Annotated in this window: 18 protein-coding genes; 4 read left to right on the plus strand and 14 right to left on the minus strand. The window is 67.2% G+C overall.

The features are described 5' to 3' along the window. Nucleotides 1-133: 133 nt before the first annotated feature. The 6 genes from TSB10P1A_RS02080 to TSB10P1A_RS02105 all read right to left on the minus strand — a co-directional run bounded on the left by TSB10P1A_RS02080 (nucleotide 134) and on the right by TSB10P1A_RS02105 (nucleotide 5,589). Nucleotides 134-1,456: a CpaE family protein gene (locus TSB10P1A_RS02080; RefSeq protein ID WP_186386251.1), complete on the minus strand. Its 1,323-nt coding sequence runs from the start codon at nucleotides 1,454-1,456 to the stop codon at nucleotides 134-136. Between the two features lie 18 nt (nucleotides 1,457-1,474). After that, the gene (locus tag TSB10P1A_RS02085) at nucleotides 1,475-2,236 is read right to left on the minus strand and encodes a CpaD family pilus assembly protein (RefSeq protein ID WP_186386252.1); all 762 of its coding nucleotides are present in this window, start codon (nucleotides 2,234-2,236) and stop codon (nucleotides 1,475-1,477) included. 11 nt (nucleotides 2,237-2,247) lie between these two features. Continuing rightward, nucleotides 2,248-3,657 carry a type II and III secretion system protein family protein gene (locus tag TSB10P1A_RS02090; RefSeq protein WP_186386253.1) on the minus strand — a complete coding sequence of 470 codons (1,410 nt, stop codon included), beginning with the start codon at nucleotides 3,655-3,657 and terminating at the stop codon, nucleotides 2,248-2,250. Between the two features lie 40 nt (nucleotides 3,658-3,697). Then, nucleotides 3,698-4,474: a Flp pilus assembly protein CpaB gene (gene cpaB / locus TSB10P1A_RS02095; protein WP_186386254.1), complete on the minus strand. Its 777-nt coding sequence runs from the start codon at nucleotides 4,472-4,474 to the stop codon at nucleotides 3,698-3,700. Nucleotides 4,475-4,677: 203 nt separating this feature from the next. Then, complete coding sequence (locus TSB10P1A_RS02100; protein WP_186386255.1) at nucleotides 4,678-5,184, minus strand: prepilin peptidase; 507 nt, start codon at nucleotides 5,182-5,184, stop codon at nucleotides 4,678-4,680. Nucleotides 5,185-5,409: 225 nt separating this feature from the next. Further along, nucleotides 5,410-5,589: a Flp family type IVb pilin gene (locus TSB10P1A_RS02105; protein WP_186386256.1), complete on the minus strand. Its 180-nt coding sequence runs from the start codon at nucleotides 5,587-5,589 to the stop codon at nucleotides 5,410-5,412. 381 nt (nucleotides 5,590-5,970) lie between these two features. Between TSB10P1A_RS02105 and TSB10P1A_RS02110 the strand changes: the two genes are divergently transcribed. Genes TSB10P1A_RS02110 through TSB10P1A_RS02120 form a run of 3 tightly spaced genes read left to right on the plus strand, consistent with a single transcriptional unit; the run spans nucleotide 5,971 to nucleotide 7,688 of the window. Continuing rightward, complete coding sequence (locus TSB10P1A_RS02110; RefSeq protein ID WP_186386257.1) at nucleotides 5,971-6,450, plus strand: pilus assembly protein N-terminal domain-containing protein; 480 nt, start codon at nucleotides 5,971-5,973, stop codon at nucleotides 6,448-6,450. Nucleotides 6,451-6,498: 48 nt separating this feature from the next. Next, the gene (locus TSB10P1A_RS02115) at nucleotides 6,499-7,071 is read left to right on the plus strand and encodes a TadE/TadG family type IV pilus assembly protein (protein ID WP_186386258.1); all 573 of its coding nucleotides are present in this window, start codon (nucleotides 6,499-6,501) and stop codon (nucleotides 7,069-7,071) included. Nucleotides 7,072-7,073: 2 nt separating this feature from the next. Beyond that, the gene (locus tag TSB10P1A_RS02120; RefSeq protein WP_186386259.1) at nucleotides 7,074-7,688 is read left to right on the plus strand and encodes a TadE/TadG family type IV pilus assembly protein; all 615 of its coding nucleotides are present in this window, start codon (nucleotides 7,074-7,076) and stop codon (nucleotides 7,686-7,688) included. A gap of 37 nt (nucleotides 7,689-7,725) precedes the next feature. Here the strand turns inward: TSB10P1A_RS02120 and TSB10P1A_RS02125 are convergent, their stop codons facing one another. Further along, nucleotides 7,726-8,805, minus strand: coding sequence for a phosphate/phosphite/phosphonate ABC transporter substrate-binding protein (locus TSB10P1A_RS02125; protein ID WP_186386260.1), 1,080 nt, complete (start codon nucleotides 8,803-8,805; stop codon nucleotides 7,726-7,728). A gap of 121 nt (nucleotides 8,806-8,926) precedes the next feature. Here TSB10P1A_RS02125 and TSB10P1A_RS02130 point away from each other — a divergent pair, with 121 nt between their 5' ends. Next, the gene (locus TSB10P1A_RS02130) at nucleotides 8,927-9,544 is read left to right on the plus strand and encodes an HAD family phosphatase (protein ID WP_186386261.1); all 618 of its coding nucleotides are present in this window, start codon (nucleotides 8,927-8,929) and stop codon (nucleotides 9,542-9,544) included. Nucleotides 9,545-9,553: 9 nt separating this feature from the next. Here the strand turns inward: TSB10P1A_RS02130 and TSB10P1A_RS02135 are convergent, their stop codons facing one another. The 7 genes from TSB10P1A_RS02135 to TSB10P1A_RS02165 form a co-directional block, all read right to left on the minus strand. Then, complete coding sequence (locus TSB10P1A_RS02135; RefSeq protein ID WP_186386262.1) at nucleotides 9,554-10,585, minus strand: histone deacetylase family protein; 1,032 nt, start codon at nucleotides 10,583-10,585, stop codon at nucleotides 9,554-9,556. Next, nucleotides 10,582-11,607: an aldose epimerase family protein gene (locus TSB10P1A_RS02140; protein WP_186386263.1), complete on the minus strand. Its 1,026-nt coding sequence runs from the start codon at nucleotides 11,605-11,607 to the stop codon at nucleotides 10,582-10,584. The genes TSB10P1A_RS02135 and TSB10P1A_RS02140 overlap by 4 nt, the downstream gene beginning before the upstream one ends. 91 nt (nucleotides 11,608-11,698) lie before the next feature. Continuing rightward, nucleotides 11,699-12,214 (minus strand): TIGR02281 family clan AA aspartic protease, encoded by a 516-nt coding sequence (locus TSB10P1A_RS02145; protein ID WP_186386264.1) that lies wholly within the window; start codon nucleotides 12,212-12,214, stop codon nucleotides 11,699-11,701. A 149-nt stretch (nucleotides 12,215-12,363) separates the two neighbouring features. Then, the gene (locus TSB10P1A_RS02150) at nucleotides 12,364-13,287 is read right to left on the minus strand and encodes a PfkB family carbohydrate kinase (protein ID WP_186386265.1); all 924 of its coding nucleotides are present in this window, start codon (nucleotides 13,285-13,287) and stop codon (nucleotides 12,364-12,366) included. A gap of 31 nt (nucleotides 13,288-13,318) precedes the next feature. Beyond that, complete coding sequence (locus TSB10P1A_RS02155; RefSeq protein WP_186386266.1) at nucleotides 13,319-14,083, minus strand: SDR family NAD(P)-dependent oxidoreductase; 765 nt, start codon at nucleotides 14,081-14,083, stop codon at nucleotides 13,319-13,321. 103 nt (nucleotides 14,084-14,186) lie between these two features. Continuing rightward, nucleotides 14,187-14,816, minus strand: coding sequence for a uracil phosphoribosyltransferase (upp, locus tag TSB10P1A_RS02160; protein WP_186386267.1), 630 nt, complete (start codon nucleotides 14,814-14,816; stop codon nucleotides 14,187-14,189). Nucleotides 14,817-14,957: 141 nt separating this feature from the next. Continuing rightward, complete coding sequence (locus TSB10P1A_RS02165; RefSeq protein ID WP_186386268.1) at nucleotides 14,958-15,977, minus strand: adenosine deaminase; 1,020 nt, start codon at nucleotides 15,975-15,977, stop codon at nucleotides 14,958-14,960. Nucleotides 15,978-15,981 lie beyond the last annotated feature (4 nt).

The following is a 15,981-nucleotide window of genomic DNA, read 5'->3' on the forward strand; positions in this document are numbered from 1 at the left end:
CTCGCCCTGCACCGGCGGTGCCGCCGGGCGGGACGTCTGTGTACCTGAGGAAGCGCCACGTCGACCGAACATCGTTACCTGCTCTCAATCGTCTCGAAGAAGGGGCCGTCTCGAAGAAGGGCCGCGATGCCGGTCACCCGGCTGCCTTGCCCTTCTTCAGGAAACGGGACACCAGCGATCCGAGCGCCAGCCCCTTTGGCCGCGGCACCTCGCCGCGACCGGTCACCACCTGGGAAATCTGGGTGAAGATCTCCGCGGTGGCGTGCTTCTCGTCCTGCTCGCCGATCATCTGGCCGTTGTTGGCGGCCGTGCCGAACAGCAGCGGATCGAAGGGAACCACCGCGACCGCCGACAATTCCAGCGCATCGGCGAACTCCGCCGCCTTGATCTCCGGCCGCTTGGGCACGTTGACCCGGTTCAGCACCAGGCGCGGCGGCGCATCGTTGGGACGCAGTTGCCGCAAGGTGTCGATCATGTTCTTGGCGTTGCGCAGGTTGGCGAGATCCGGCTCGGCGACGATCACCACCTCGTCGACGGCGGCGAGCACCCGGCGCACCCAGCCGCACCAGACATGCGGCAGGTCGAGGATCACCGCCGGCGCCCCCTGCTTCATCACGTCGAGCAAGCCGTCGAAGCTGGTCTCGCCATGGTCATAGGTGCGGTCCAGCGAGGCCGGCGCGGCGAGCAGGCTGAGGCGCTCGGCGCATTTCGACAGCAGCCGGTCGAGCATGGTCTCGTCGAGACGCTCGGGCGAGGAAACCGCCTCGAAGACGCCCTGCAGCGGGTCCTGGTTGAAGTCGAGGCCGGCGGTGCCGAAGGCCAGGTCCAGATCGGCCAGCACCACGTCGCTCTCGTAGACCCGGGCGATCGACCAGGCGACATTGTGCGCCACGGTGGACGAGCCGACGCCGCCCTTGGCGCCGACAAAGGCGATGGTGCGTCCCAGCGGCTCGGCATCCGGATTGACATAGAGCTCGCCGATCGCCCCGATGAGCTGAAACAGGTTGATCGGCGCGACGAGGTAGTCGCTGATGCCGCGATGGATCAGGTCCCGGTAGAGCTTCACGTCGTTGACGTGGCCGATGATCATCACCTTGGTGCCGGCGTCGCAGACTTCCGCCAGTTGCTCCAGCCCCTGGATCAGCTTCGAGGCTTCCGTGCGGGTTTCCAGCAGAATCAGGTTGGGCGTCGGCGCCGAACCATAGAAGTCGATCGCCGCCGCCAGGCCGCCCTTGTGCACCTTCACATGCGCCTTGGCCATGCGCCGGTCCTTGGCCGCGCTCTCGATCACCCGGGCGATGTCGTCGCTCTCGCAGAAGGCCTGGATGGCGACCCGCGGCACGGCCTTGATGTCGATCGTGTCGGCATGCGCGTCGGCGGCGGGACCGGTGCCCATTTCCGGCTCATGCGGATACCCGTCCTCGTCCAGCGGAGTGTCGTATGCGAGGGTGTTCATCCGTCCAGCTCCTCCGGATCAGTTCGCCGCGTCCGAGACGCGCGAGCCGTCGCCTTCCTTGTAGTCGGCGGCGGTCTGCTCGCCGGCCCGATACTTGCCGTAGACCGTGCCGCGACGGATCTGGTCGGCCGGCGTCGAGGCGCGCGGATAGAGCAGGTCCGTCGGGTTGTCGACCATGGCGGCGAGGTTCGCCTGCGTGGCGCAGCCGAAATTGTAGTATTGCGTGTTGTTGAGATGCGGGTTGTGACGCATCCCGTCGCCGCCGCCGGTGATGTTGTCCGGCCACTGGCCGCAGGGGCCGGTCCTGGCCTGCAGACCGGAATAGGCCAGCCGCACCGGCGCCGAGACCTGCGGGTCCTGCACCGGATAGCTGCGGGTGGCGATGCGCTTCGGCGAGGCGCCTCCCTGCACCAGCGACTTGCGGATCTCCGGCAGCACCGCATGCACCGCCGCCTCGTTGCCGGCACCGGAGGGTACGATGATCTCCATCGCGCCGCCGCCGCGCGACTGTGCCTCGGCCGCAAAGCTGGAAACCACCGCCGAGAGCTGCGGAGACAGGCGGCGCATGTCGCTGCCGACCGGCAGATCCAGCGTCTTCACCCCTTCCGACACCACGATCGGATGGCGCAGGCGGTAGTCGTTGGTGGCCAGCGCCTCCACCGTCGGCTGCTGGGTCTGGCAGGCGGCCGCCATCAGCGCGGCGAGAACCGCCAGAGCCGGCGTGACGGCCCGGACCCGCTGTGCGGACGCGACTGGGCGCTTTTCGGATGCAGGAAGCATGGGACCGGTCCTCATTCGTAGATAAAGCCGACCTGACCGTGATAGGCGCCCTGGCCGGGATCGCCGGACACCCGGTACATGCGGTTGAGACGGTTCAGGAAGATGGTTCCGCCGTCGGTGGCCGGCGCAAGGTTGCGGGTCGGCTCGACCAGCTCCGAGCGGGCCGTCGGCCTGACGGTATAGGGGGTGACGAAGACGGCGAGCTCGGTCTCCTGGCGCAGGAAGTCGCGGCTCTTGAACAGGGCTCCGAGAATCGGGACCTGCATCAGGCCCGGCACACCGTTGAGATCCTGCTTGTAGGATTCCTTCAGCAGGCCGGCCATCACCAGCGTGCCGCCGGAGGGCAGTTCGACGGTGGATTCCGCCCGGCGAACCTTCAGCGCGGGAATGACCAGCGCGCCGATCGACACCGCCCCTTCCTGGGTGATCTCGCTGACCTCGGTCTTGATGCGCAGCGAGATGCGTCCCTCGCTGAGGACGACCGGCGTGAAATCGAGACCGACACCGAACTTCTTGAACTGCACGGTGATCTTGTTGTTGTCCTCGGCGATGGGAATCGGGAACTCGCCGCCGGCCAGGAAACTGGCATTCTCGCCCGAGATCGCTGTCAGCGTCGGCTCGGCGAGCGTGCGGATCACCCCGTCGCGCTGCAGGGCCTGCAACTGGGCGTTCAGCCGGGAGCCGCCGGCCAGGAACCCGCCGCCGGCGCTGCCGCGGCCGACGATGTTTGAGTTGACGGAGAAGTCCGGGTTGTTGTTGAAGCTGGCGCTGTAGTTGCCGATGCCGATGGTGCCGGACAGGTTGACGCCGAGCTGCTTGATGATCGAGCGCTCGACCTCGGCAACCGTCACCTTGAGGTGGACCTGGTCCTTGCCGCTCACCGAGACCATGTTGAGCACCGGCAGCGCCTTGCCCTCGACCTTGGCGAAGCGGTCGGCGAGATCGGCGGCCCGTTGGGCGTCGGCGGTGCTGGAGGCCGTACCGCTGAGGACGATGTTGCCGTTGACCGACTCGGCCGTGATGTCGGCTCCGGGAATGGAGCGGCGGATCATCATGTTGAGGTCGGTGGTGTCCTGCTCCACCGCCAGATCGAAGCTGGCGATCTGGTTGCCGCCGCGCCCGAACAGGAACAGGCTCGCCTGCCCGGCCTTGTTGCCGAGGATGAAGACCCGGCGCGACGAGCGCACCACCGCATCGGCGATCTCCGGGTTGGAGACGATGACGTCGCTGACTTCCTCGCCGAGGTTGATCACTACGGAGCGGCCGAGGCCGACCTTGAGCATCCGCCCGGCGACCCGCTCTCCGGCCTGGATCGTGACCGACTTGGGATAGCCGTCGGCGCGGGCCGCATCCATCCCGGCAAGGCCGGTGAGGACGAGGCAGATCGCCGTGCCGATCCGGAAGAAACGTTGAGCCAACATCCGAGTACTCCTTGCCGTCATCACCGCGTCCCGATCCCGTTCACCGCTGGGTCTGGACCTGGCTGGCAACGCCGAACTTCACAAAATTCACTCCGCCGCCGACGAGGCCAGGGTCGGCATCGTCCGCGGAATCCTGGGCCGAGCGCAGCACCAGGGCGATGGTTCCAAGCTGCGAGGCCTGGGCGACGACTTCGGCCTGGGCCGGCTCGAGTTCCAGCGTGGCGGTCTGTCCGGGAGGCAGCGCCTTGTCGTCCCGCTCGCCGGCCGTCGTCGTGTCGATGGCCAGAACGCGGACGTTCTGCAGGATGGTCTCGCTGGTGAAGGAATTGCCCGACCGGCTCGCCGACTGGCGCGTCAGGATCACGTCGACCTTGTCGCCCGGCAGGATGAAGCCGCCGGCCGCCGTCTGCGCCTCGACCGAGACCGCGATGGCGCGCTTGCCCTTGGGCAGGATGGTGGACATGAAGCCGCGGTCGCTGGCGATCAGGCGCTCCTCGCGGACCGGCTCGCCCTGATAGACCGGAGCCTTGGCGATGCGGCCGGACAGCTCGTCGATGGCGTCAGGACGCTGCGAGCGCAGGAGCGCCGTGGACGGGGCGAGATCGCGCGGCCAACTGGTCCAGGCGAGATCGCGGGCCGAGAGTTGCTCGCCAAGACCAATGTCTTTGGCGGCGGTCAGGACGTCGTCCTTCTCCACCGTCTCGGTGACCATCACCGGGGCCGCCGGCGGCTCGGGATTGTTGGTCATCACCATCCGCGCCACCAAAACGCCGGCGGCGAGTGAAATGCCCAGAATGGCGAAACGTGCGATCTTCATTGCCAGCACCCGCAGGGATCGAACCGGACCGGACGCTTTCGCGCCTTCGGTCATCGTGCGACTACTGTTGCAGGCAAATGGTCAAGACATGGTTAATCAGACGTGAGCAATGTTGCTGAACATATGCTTAAGCTTTCGCAAATTGACAGCAGCACTTTTCTCTGTTGAGGATTTGTTAATCTTTGGCGCCGCCGAAGTCTCCGCTACGCCAGGAGGCGGAACCACGCGGACTGCGGATAGACCTGCAGGGCGGCGATGGACAGCGTCACACCATAGGGAATGCCGCGCGTATGATCGTGCAGGCGCAAGAGCCACTGGGTGCGCCCGGCGATGCCGGGCAGCAGAACGATGCCGCGGAAGCTGACGATGAGCAGCGTCAGACCCGCGCCATAGATGCCGGCGAGCACCAGGAACATCAGGAGGTCCTGCGACATTCCGAACCAGAGCGCCACGGCGGTGACGAGCTTGGCGTCGCCGCCCCCCATCCAGCCGAAGCCGAAGAACACGAGGCAGGCGGCCAGCGCGAGGCCCGCAGCCAGCAGATGCCAGCCGATCTCCACGGGGCCGATCCCGGCGAAGGGGGCGATGATTGCAAATCCGCCGATCAGCAGCAGCGACACCCGGTTGGGAATCTTCATCGTGAACAGGTCGGACACGCCGGCATAGGCCACCAGGCAGGGAAACAGCACCAGGATTGCCGCCTCGAACATTCGACCACTCCCTCAACGGCGGGACCCGCCGGCTGCTGCATCATGCGCTGCGACACTTAAGGTCCGGTTGACGGCAGCCGGCAGTGGCGACAGCGCGTTGGCCGATCCGAACTGCGTCCGAGACCGGACCGAAACGAAAACGGGCGGCCAAGGCCGCCCACATCATCGGTGGCTTCCCGCGGCCCCGGATCTCGATACCGGGGCCGTGGAGCCAGTCAGCCGATCTTACTTGTTGGACGCGGCGGTCAGCTCGGTCGACACGCGGGTGAACATCGCGGTGATCGAGTCGCCGGCAGCCGTCACGGCGGTGATGATGGCCACGCCGATCAGGCCGGCGATCAGGCCGTATTCGATGGCGGTCGCGCCGGATTCATCCTTGGCGAAACGGGCAAGAAACTTCTGCATGGTTGGCTCCTACACTTCACTTGTTGTCTGCACCACCTCGTCGACCTTGTTGTTATTTCGGTCGCTCGAAGATGTTGCCACTATAGGAACCACACCTTGCCACAAGGTTAAATTCGCCGAGGACAAGCAACAAGATGTGCGAGAGCAGTTCTATAGTTAATGCCATGAAAACATAATAGTCAGCATTTTAACCAAACCGCGACGACCGGGCAATTGCCCGCCCCATACGCCGGCGAGCGCGGCCCGCGAATCTTGGGCAAGCGCGCAAGGCAACCCGCGTTAACGACACTCGCAGAACGCATCCGGCCCGGTCGGGCGTTAGCCCTTCCTTCACCAATTTCCTTCATTCTCGCGAAGGAATTTTCGCTGAGGAGCATGCCCATGTCGCAGTTTCGCGATGCCTTTCTCGCGTCCATCGCAACCGCGATCCTGGCCGCCGCCGTGCCGACGACCGGCGCGAATGCCCAGGACAGCGGCGTTCACGTCATGACGGACCGGGCGAAGGTGTTCCGCATCGACGCGCCGGCCGACACGGTCATTGTCGGCAATCCGGCGATCGCCGACGTCACCATGTATGACCGGCAGACGGTGGTGGTGACGGGCAAGCTCTACGGCACGACCAACCTGGTCATCCTCGACAAGAACGGCGAGCCGATCATCGACGAGGTGATCACGGTCGCCGCCGCCTCCGGCGATATGGTCACCGTCCATCGCAAGGGCGAGCGTTTCAGCTATTCCTGCGCGCCGAACTGCGAGCCGATGCTGCGCGTGGGCGACTCCGACGCCAGCTTCGAAATCCTCAACAAGCAGTCGGGCCAGCGCACCGACATGTCCGAAAAGGCCGCAGGTGTCGGCAACTGACGACATCGGCGCGGCCGACGCCGCTTCCCAACAACGAGTGCCAGAGAAATGCTGAGAGACCGTCTCCTGCCTCGCTTCGCGCGCCTGAGACCGCTGCGCGCGGTGGTACGGGACCGCGAGGGCACGACGGCGATCGAGTTCGCTTTCGTCGCCATCCCGTTCCTGATGCTGCTGTTCGGGGTGATCGAGATCGGCCTCGCCTTCTTCGCCAACCAGGTGCTCAGCAACGCCACCATGGACGCGGCCCGGATGATCAGGACCGGCCAGGCCCATGCCCAGGGCTTCAACGCCGAATCCTTCAAGCAGGCGGTGCTGAGCCGTCTTGCCGGCTTCCCGGTCACCGCCGACCGGCTGACCATCGATGTCGAGCGGATCGACAATTTTGCCTCGTTCTCCCCCAAGCCGCTGATCCAGGACGGCGAGCTCGTGGCGCAAACCGGCTACAACCACGGTGAGGCGGGACAGATCATCGTGGTGCGGACGCTGTATCGCTGGCCGATGCTGTCGGCGATGATGAAGACCGCCTATGGCGATCTCAGCTCCGGCGACCGGCTCCTCGTCGCCACGGCGGTCTTCCGCAACGAACCCTTCCCCTGGACAACGCAGCAGGCGAGCCAGTGACCATGAGCAGCCGGAAGCGCAACGAAAGACGCGACGGGCCATACCGGATCGTCAGGACGGTGGCGGCGCGGCTGGCGAGCGGGTTGCTGCGCGACCGGCGCGGCGTCGCTGCGGTGGAGTTCGCCCTGGTGCTGCCCTTCATGCTGGTGCTGTTCCTCGGCGTCACCGAACTCAACTCCGCCCTCACCCTGGACCGCAAGGTGAGCCAGGCGGCGAGCTCCGTGGCCGATCTGGTCGCCCAGGCCGACAAACTGACCTCTTCGGAGGTCAACGACCTGCTGCAACTGTCGCGGGCCGTGCTCGATCCCTATCCGGAGGCGCCGCTGAGCATGGTGGTCGCCAGTGTCTGGATCAAGGATGTGAACCAGCCGCGCGTCGTCTGGAGCCGCGCGATGAACACCTCCCAGTGGGGGGCCGGTTCGGCGCCTCCGATCGAATTGCCGCCGGAGCTGACCCAGCAGAAGGACACCTACCTCGTCGTCGCCCACGCGGAATACGAGCATCGTCCGACCTTTGCGGCCGTGCTGAAGGATGTCTTCAACAAAGCCACGATCACGCTCAGCGACACCTATTACCTGCGACCGCGCGTCAGCACGAGCGTCGCCTGCTGCAACTGATCGGCGCCACCAGTCGGCGCTCCGGCGCCGCCGGACCCTAGTCGCGCCCGCCGAGCGGCGTCATCCGCCCGCGTGACGCGGCGCCCGCATCCGGCGGGAAGGCGGCAGCGACCGGCGCATAGTCCCGCGCCTCCACCGGCACGAAGCCGCCGCTCGAGACAGCCGCCGCCACCTCCTTCCCCGTCATCACCGCGACAATCGCACGGCGAATCTCCTGCGGCAGATCGCGCCGCACCACATGCGGCGCACCGGCAATCGGCTCGGACGCCCAGACGACCTCAAGGCCATCCGTCTCGACGGCGCGTCGCCGCAGGTCCCGCAAGGTGCCGCTCGAATAGCCTTCGGCCGGCTCGCCCTTCAGCGACGACCAGGCGAAGGCCACATCCGCGTCCCCGCGAATGAGCGCCAGCGCGGCCGCGACCGGATCGGGATGCTCGATCAACGCCGCCTCCTCCCGCCCAAGATCGACACCGATGGCGGCGGCGGCGGCGATCTGCGCCAGCCGGCTGCCCAGCGCCGCGCGCGGGCCGGTGGCGATGCGCCGTCCGGCGATCTCGGCGAGGGACGCAACCCCCTCGCCGGCCCGGGCCAGAACGATCGCATGCCAGCGCACCTCGCCATCAGGCAGGCGCGGGGCGACCAGCGGTTCCAGGCATCGGCAGTCCCGATCCGCCTCGGCATAGGCCGAGGCGGACAGCGGCGCGTAATCAATCTCCGCCGCCAGGATCGCACGCTGCAAATGGGCGAGATCGCGATAGGCGATCAGCAGCACGGGGATGCGCAGACCCGCCTCCAAGGCCTCCCGGAGCGGCGCGACCCGGCCGAAATCGCCGGCTGCAGGGTCCATGACCACGCCGACGCGCAGCTCCGGCAGGAGGGCAAGGCGCGCCGGATCGAAGGCCGGCGCGGCGGCGTCCGGATGTGCACCGGATGGGCCGGCATCGGTCGGGCCGGACGTGTCCGTATCATCCAGCCAGGGCAGGAAAGCCGGGCCGTTCACCTGTGGCGGTCCGTTGTCCTGCATGTCCTGCTGGAGGTCCTCCTGGGCGCGCAGCCGCTCGCCCGAGGCGGCGGCGACCAGCACGGCCAGCAGCGCGGCAGCCGCGCGCCTCGACAAGAGGCGGGACAGGCGTGTCGATCCGCCATTTGCCTCTTGCCCCGAACGGGATCGCCGCGCCAGTCTCGTCATTCCTTCAGTTTGTCCGAGGGCCGCAGCGCCCGCAATCCCGTGAGCCGTCATGAGCGCCCGTCCCGACACCGTGGTCTTCGACATCGGCAATGTGCTGATCCGCTGGGACCCCCGCCTCCTCTATCGCAGCATTTTCGGAAACGAGACGGATGCCGACCGGTTCCTCAGCGAGGTGCTGCCGCCGGAATGGAACCTCGAACAGGACCGGGGGCGCAGCTTCGCGGACGGCATTGCGGAAGCCCTGGCGCGGCGCCCCGATCACCGCGAGGAGATCCTCGCCTGGGACAGGCGCTGGCACGAAATGGTGCCGGGGGAGGTGCCAGGCAGCGTCGCGATCCTGAAATCGCTGAAGGCGTCGGGCGTGCCTCTTTACGCGATCACCAACTTCTCGTCCGAGAAATTCGCGGAATGCGAAAGCCGCTTTCCCTTTCTGGCGGAGGACTTCATCGACGTGGTCGTGTCCGCGCATGAACGGCTGGTCAAGCCGGATCCGCGCATCTACCACGTGCTGTTCTCGCGCAACGACCTCGCCCCCGCCGACACGGTGTTCATCGACGACAGCCTGGCGAACGTCGAAGCGGCGAAGTCCGTCGGCATGCATGCGATCCATTTCACCGATGCCCCTGCCCTCAAGGCTGCCCTTCAGGATCTCGGCTTCCCGCTATAGAGACGCGACTCAGCCGGCCTCGAAGCCCGCCAGAACATTGACGCAATTGGTGCCGAGCGCATCGACCGCGTAGCCTCCTTCCATGACGAAGACGGTCGGCAGGCCGAGGCCCGCGAGCGCCGCCCCCATGCGGGTGAAGTCGTCATGAACGAGACGGAAACGGGAGATCGGGTCCTTCTCGTAAGCATCGAGGCCAAGCGAGACGACCAGCGTATCGGGCCGGAAGGCGGCAATGCGATCGATCGCGGCGGCAAGCGCCCGCGACCACACCTGCCAGTCGGCGCCCAGTTCCAGCGGATAGTTGGCGGTGAAGCCCGCTCCCGCCCCATTGCCCGTCTCGGCCGCATGACCGAGGAAGTAGGGATACTCCTCACGCGGGTCGGCATGGATCGACAGGAAGAAGACGTCGGGGCGATCGTAGAAGATCGACTGGGTACCGTTGCCGTGGTGGTAGTCGACATCGAGCACGGCAACGCGCTCGGCCCCCGCATCGCGCAGCCACTGGGAGGCGATCGCCGCGTTGTTGAGGAAACAATAGCCGCCGTAATAGTCGGCGGCGGCATGGTGTCCGGGCGGACGGCACAGGGCGAAGGCGGCGCGCTCCCCGCCGGCGACGAGGCGGGCGGCCGTCAACGCCGAGTTGGCACTGGCGCGGGCCGCGACGAACGTGTGCTCGCCGAGCGGCGTGCCGGCATCGAAGGAATAGCGGCCGAGCAGCCCGTCGACGTGGTCCGGCACCGGCTCGATGTTGAGCCCGCGCACCGGCCAGACGAAGGGGAATGCCTCGCCGCTGCGGCCGAGATCGGTCCAGCGGCTCCAGAAACTCTCCAGAAACGCGAGATAGCCGGCGTCATGGACCCGGGCGAGCGGCTCCATGCCGAAATCCTCCGGCTCCAGCAGTTCGCCGAGGCCGCGGGTCAGCACCGCATCGCGGACCATCTCGGCGCGCGCGGGGATCTCCACCGCCGGCTTCAACATGCCGTCGGAAATCTCCTGCTTGGGATCGTGGGCGAGTTGTCCGGCGGAAAACACGGTCTTCATGACATCTGATCCTCATGCCCGATCTGGGAAAAACGATACTCGGTTACCTGCCGATAGAGCTCCCCCGGCCGCAGGACGGCTCCGGCGAAATGCCTGTGGTTGGGACTGTCCGGCCAGCGCTGCGGCTCCAGGCAAAGCCCCGCGCGCGGACCGTACCGGCGCCCGTCCAGCCCCGGACAGGGCACGGCCAGCTTGCCGCCGTCGTAGACTTGCAGGCCGGGCTCGGTCGTCAGCACATCCATGACAAGGCCGCTCCCCTGTCCGACAACGCGCGCGACGGGGCGTGGTTCGCCCATTGGCACGGTGGACAGGCAGAAATTGTGATCATAGGAGACGCACACGCCCTCCGCGTCAATCCGGCGCAGGCGGCGGAAGTCGAACGGCGTTCCGGAAACGGGGCGCACCTCGCCGGTCGGAATCGCCTCGTCGTCGACGGGAAGATAGGCATCGGCCTCGATCCGCAGCAGGTGGCCGCCGATATCGGCAGAGCCGTCGAGATTGAAATAGCTGTGGGTCGCAAGGTTGACCAGGGTCGGCCGGTCGGTCACCGCCTCCAGCACGATACGCAGCCTGTCGCCGGCTCGCGGGAGCTCGTAGCGGGCGGTTGCCTCGACGCGGCCGGGATAGCCGGCCTCGCCATCCTCCGACACGAGCGCCATCACCGCATGCGCCGGCCCCGTCTCGCGCAGGGACCAGAGCCGCCGGGAGAAACCGTTCGCTCCGCCATGCAGGTGATTGCGGCCGCGCTCGTTGCGGTCGAGTTGGACCTCCTCGCCATCGAGCCGGAACCGGCCACCGGCAATGCGATTGGCATGACGGCCGGCGATCACCCCAAAATAGGGGGAATGTGCGAGATAGGAGGCCAAATCGTCAAAGCCGAGCACCACGCTGCGACCGTCGACGCGCAGATCCGTGATGGCCGCACCGATCGTCATGATGGCGGCGGAGAGCTCGCCGCGCGCGATGGCAACACGCTCGACCGGCGTTCCATCGGCAAGCTGGCCGAACTGACTGACGCTCATTTCAGGTGATTCCCGCTGTCTCGCACGGCCCGGCCGCGCGGCACGGGCCGCGACACTATAGCCGCACGGACACCGAAATCACCGGGGACGGCTACTGTATCAACCGCATCGTGCCAGAGCGGATATCGACCGTGGCAAGACGGCCGAGCACCGACATGCCGATCAGCGGCAGTTCCAGCGTCCCCTTCGGCATCACCAGCGCCTCGACATTGTCGAGGCGGATGCTGCCGAGGCGCAGTTCGCGCAAGGTGACGGGCGCGGCGAGCGCCACGCCGTTGGCGGTGCGCACCTGCACGACGAAAGCCGACTTTGCGGGGCGAATCCCGGACTTTTCCGCCACATCCAGAGGCAGAGCGAGCGTCGTGGCACCGGTGTCGATCAACGAGCGCACCGGACGGCCATTGATATGGGCGCTGACCTCGTAATGACCGCCGCGTCCAGCCTTCAGCACGAGAGTACGCAGACCCGACGGCGGAACAGGTTCGTGCGCCTCCTGCCGCGCGGCCGCGGCAACCGGCGCATCCTTGAAATAGTCGCGCAGCAGATCCGGCGCGAAGACGGCAGCCACCACGACGATGACGGCGATCATCAGATAGCGTGCCACCATTCCCTGTCCCAGTTTCCGTTTTGCCGTTGCGCGCTCGATCCGAACGCTGCCACGGGACGCTTAGCAAGGGATGAAGCCGGCGCCGGCGGATGCAAACGCGGTTTCCGGCACGTTACCGGAAGCTGCCGCTTTGAAACGAACGGCAGGTCTCAGGCGGCAAACGTCTCGCAGGCGAGCGTGTCGGCGAGCTTCGCAATGGCCCCCGCCTCGGGCGAGGAGGACTGCGCCCCGTTCGCCGTGCAGGCCAGGGCGCCGGCGGCAGTGCCTTCCAGCAGGGCGCGACCGATCTCCGCCCCCCGGTCGAGCGCCGCGGCAAGGGCGCCGACAAAGGCATCGCCAGCGCCGGTCGTGTCGACCACGTCGACCTCAGGCGCGGCAACGCGCCAGCGGATCTTGCCCTTCTGGGCGATCAGCCCGCGCGCGCCGAGAGTGACGACAGCGAGCCGATCCTCGCCGGACAGCGCCGCGCAATGGGTCTCCGGCACCGGGCTCTCGCCGGCGCCGAGCGCCGCAGCCAGTTCCGCTGCCTCCACCGAATTGGCGACAACGACATCGACATCGGGCACGAGGCGCGCAAGCTCGGCATCACCGGAGGGCGCGGCGTTCAGCAGCACGCGGGCGCCGCAGAGCCGAGCGCGGCCGATGGCATCGGCGATCGGCCCCGGGCTCAGCTCACGCTGCAGCACCAGCAGGTCGCCCCGCGCCAGTCGGCCGTCGAGCCAATCCGCGACGACCCTCGCATTGACGCCGCTGGCGCACATGATCAGGTTCTCGCCCTTCGCGTCGACGCCGATCATGGCAATGCCGGTGCTGCCGTCGAGATGGCGCACACCGGAAAGGTCGACGCCGGCGCGCTCGATATTGGCAAGCGCTGCGGCGGCATGGGCATCGCGGCCGACCGCGCCGATCATCCTGACCTTCGCCCCGGCGCGCGCCGCCGCCAGTGCCTGGTTGGCGCCCTTGCCGCCCGGAAACGTCTGGTGATCGGGGCCGACCACCGTTTCACCGGGCGCGGGAAGACGCGGCAGGGCGACGACGAGATCGAGATTGATGGAGCCGAAGACAGTGATCACGATGCCTGCTCCTGCGGTTTGGCCAAAGGGATCAGATCCAGCCGCCGTCGACGACATAGGTCTGGTTGGTGCAAGCACCGGCGGCATCGGAGCAGAAGAACAGCACGACGCGGGCGACATCCGCCGGCACCAGCTTCCGCTTGAGGCACTGCCGCTCCATGATCTCGCGCTCGCCGGCCTCGTCAAGCCAGAGCGCGATCTGGCGCTCGGTCATGATCCAGCCCGGCGCGATGCAGTTGACCCGGATGTTGTCGGGGCCGAGATCGCGGGCCAGCGAGCGCGTCAGGCCGACAACAGCGGACTTGGCGGCCGTGTAGCCCGCCATGCCGCCCTGCCCGATCATCCAGGAGATCGAGCCCATGTTGACGATGGCGCCGCAGCCGAGCTTGCGCATGTCGCCTGCCACGGCCTGGGTGCAGAAGAACTGGTGCTTGAGGTTCACCGCCATGCGGCTGTCCCAATAGTCGGGCGTCACGTCGTCCAGCCGGTGGCGCTCGTCATGGGCGGCGTTGTTGACGAGAATGGAGACGGGGCCGAGCGCCTCGCGCAGGTCGGCGATTGCCGCTCGGGTCGCCTCGATGTCCGTGAGATCGGCGCGGGCGAAGCGGACGCTCGCCCCGGCGCTTTCCAGCTCCGCGACAAGCGCGCGCGAGGGCTCCTCGCTGAGGTCGATGAAGCCGACAGAGGCCCCTTGCGCAGCGAACTGGCGGACGATCTCCGCGCCGATACCGCCGCCACCGCCGGTGACCAGCACCGTCCTGCCCTTCAGATCCGGGTAGATCGCCTCGCCTGTCATGTCTCTCCTCCCCGAACGGCCGCTCCGGATCCGGTCCGCGCCGGCTGGTCGGATCATTTAATTCGGAATGAAAAATAATACAACAGATCCGACCGCGAAGGCGCTATTTGGTGCCGTACATGCGATCGCCGGCATCGCCGAGGCCGGGCATGATATAGCCCTTCTCGTTCAATCGCTCATCGATGGCGGCGGTGAAGATCGGCACGTCCGGATGGACGGCGTTGAACTTGGCGATGCCCTCGGGCGCTGCCAGCAGGCAGAGGAAGCGGAGCTGGGTGGCGCCGCGCTCCTTGAGCCGCTGGACGGCGGCAATCGCCGAGTTGGCGGTCGCCAGCATCGGGTCGACGACCACCACCAGACGTTCGGCCAGATCCTCCGGCGCCTTGAAATAGTATTCGACCGGCTCCAGCGTCTTGGGATCACGGTAAAGACCGATATGGGCGACACGGGCGGCCGGCACCAGTTCCAGCATGCCCTCCAGCAGCCCGTTGCCGGCGCGCAGGACCGAGGCGAAGACCAGCTTCTTGCCCTCGATGATCGGCGCCGACATGGTCTGCAGCGGCGTCTCGATCTCCACGGTGGTGATCGGCAGGTCGCGCGTCACCTCATAGGTCAGCAGCACCGAAATTTCCCGCAGCAGGCGGCGGAAGCCCTGGGTCGAGGTGTCCTTCATCCGCATGTGCGTCAGCTTGTGCTGCACCATCGGGTGATCGATTACGGTTGCTCCGCTCATCTCGCGCCTCTCCGCTTGCCCTGTCAGGAGGCGGCCGCCTCCGGAAGCCGCCTCCGGCTCCCTTCCTGTCATAGATCAACCGGCCGCCCAGCGGAACCGTGCGGGCAGGACCTTGGCCCTGCCGTCCACCGACTTCCCCGCTCAGCCGTCGCCGCGCAGTGCCGCATGTTCCGACAGGCGCAGAACCAGCCGGCGCCGCGTATCCTCATCGCAGAAGGCGGCACCGATCGCCGTACGGGTGATCGTCAGCAGCTCGTCCTCCGACCAGCCGAAGGTTTGCGCGCAACTGCGGTATTCGTGGCCGAGCGTGGTGCCGAAGAAGGGCGGATCGTCGGAATTGAGCGTGATGCGGCAGCCGGCGCGGCGTAGCAGGTTGACCGGATGAAAGCGCAGGTTTGAATAGAAGCCGAGCGCGACATTCGATCCCGGACAGACCTCCAGCACGATGCCCTCCGCCGCGATCCGCGCCACCACCGCCCGGTCCTCGATGGCCCGCACGCCGTGGCCGATACGCCGAACACGCAGGAAGTCGAGCGCAGCGGTGACGCTTTCCGGGCCGCAGACCTCGCCCGCATGGGCGGTGAGGCCAAGACCCGCCTCGGCCGCCATGCGGAAGGCGCGGGCGAAATTCGCCGGATGGCCCTGGCGCTCGTCGCCGGCAAGGCCGAAGCCGGTGACCAGCGGATGCGGGGCGGAGATGACCTGCGCCACCACCTGTTCGACCGCGCGGGCCCCGAAATGGCGCACGCCGATGGCGATCATCCGCGCTTCGATGCCGGTGTCGGCACGCGCCTGCTCGATGCCGGCGGCAAGGCCGGCGACATAGTCGCCATAGGCCAGGCCCGCGCCGGCGGCATGATCGGGCGAAATGGTCAGCTCGGCATAGATCGCACCTTCCGCCGCCAGCATGCGCAAGTAAGTGCCGGAAAGCAGCGCATAGTCCTCCGGCGTGCGGAAGACCCGGCTTGCCCGGTCATAGGCCGCGAGGAATTCGGAGAAGTCGTTCCAGAGGTAGCGGCCGCGCTCGTCGAAGAGGCCCTCGACATCCTGCCCGTGGCGCTTTGCCAGGCGCCGCACGAGGTCGGCCGGCGCCGCCCCCTCGATATGCACATGCAGCTCCGCCTTGGGCACCGGCGGTCGCGGGTTGGCCGGTGTCGGCATGACC

This window comes from Stappia sp. TSB10P1A (genome assembly GCF_900185725.1).
In the GTDB taxonomy this organism is placed as follows: Bacteria; Pseudomonadota; Alphaproteobacteria; order Rhizobiales; family Stappiaceae; genus Stappia.

Excerpts from the sequence above, each read along its gene's own strand:
- TSB10P1A_RS02080 (WP_186386251.1), bottom strand. The coding sequence starts at position 1,456 with ATGAACACCCTCGCATACGACACTCCGCTGGACGAGGACGGGTATCCG.
- TSB10P1A_RS02085 (WP_186386252.1), bottom strand. The coding sequence starts at position 2,236 with ATGCTTCCTGCATCCGAAAAGCGCCCAGTCGCGTCCGCACAGCGGGTC.
- TSB10P1A_RS02090 (WP_186386253.1), bottom strand. The coding sequence starts at position 3,657 with ATGTTGGCTCAACGTTTCTTCCGGATCGGCACGGCGATCTGCCTCGTC.
- cpaB (WP_186386254.1), bottom strand. The coding sequence starts at position 4,474 with ATGAAGATCGCACGTTTCGCCATTCTGGGCATTTCACTCGCCGCCGGC.
- TSB10P1A_RS02100 (WP_186386255.1), bottom strand. The coding sequence starts at position 5,184 with ATGTTCGAGGCGGCAATCCTGGTGCTGTTTCCCTGCCTGGTGGCCTAT.
- TSB10P1A_RS02105 (WP_186386256.1), bottom strand. The coding sequence starts at position 5,589 with ATGCAGAAGTTTCTTGCCCGTTTCGCCAAGGATGAATCCGGCGCGACC.
- TSB10P1A_RS02110 (WP_186386257.1), top strand. The coding sequence starts at position 5,971 with ATGTCGCAGTTTCGCGATGCCTTTCTCGCGTCCATCGCAACCGCGATC.
- TSB10P1A_RS02115 (WP_186386258.1), top strand. The coding sequence starts at position 6,499 with ATGCTGAGAGACCGTCTCCTGCCTCGCTTCGCGCGCCTGAGACCGCTG.
- TSB10P1A_RS02120 (WP_186386259.1), top strand. The coding sequence starts at position 7,074 with ATGAGCAGCCGGAAGCGCAACGAAAGACGCGACGGGCCATACCGGATC.
- TSB10P1A_RS02130 (WP_186386261.1), top strand. The coding sequence starts at position 8,927 with ATGAGCGCCCGTCCCGACACCGTGGTCTTCGACATCGGCAATGTGCTG.
- TSB10P1A_RS02135 (WP_186386262.1), bottom strand. The coding sequence starts at position 10,585 with ATGAAGACCGTGTTTTCCGCCGGACAACTCGCCCACGATCCCAAGCAG.
- TSB10P1A_RS02140 (WP_186386263.1), bottom strand. The coding sequence starts at position 11,607 with ATGAGCGTCAGTCAGTTCGGCCAGCTTGCCGATGGAACGCCGGTCGAG.
- TSB10P1A_RS02145 (WP_186386264.1), bottom strand. The coding sequence starts at position 12,214 with ATGGTGGCACGCTATCTGATGATCGCCGTCATCGTCGTGGTGGCTGCC.
- TSB10P1A_RS02155 (WP_186386266.1), bottom strand. The coding sequence starts at position 14,083 with ATGACAGGCGAGGCGATCTACCCGGATCTGAAGGGCAGGACGGTGCTG.
- upp (WP_186386267.1), bottom strand. The coding sequence starts at position 14,816 with ATGAGCGGAGCAACCGTAATCGATCACCCGATGGTGCAGCACAAGCTG.
- TSB10P1A_RS02165 (WP_186386268.1), bottom strand. The coding sequence starts at position 15,977 with ATGCCGACACCGGCCAACCCGCGACCGCCGGTGCCCAAGGCGGAGCTG.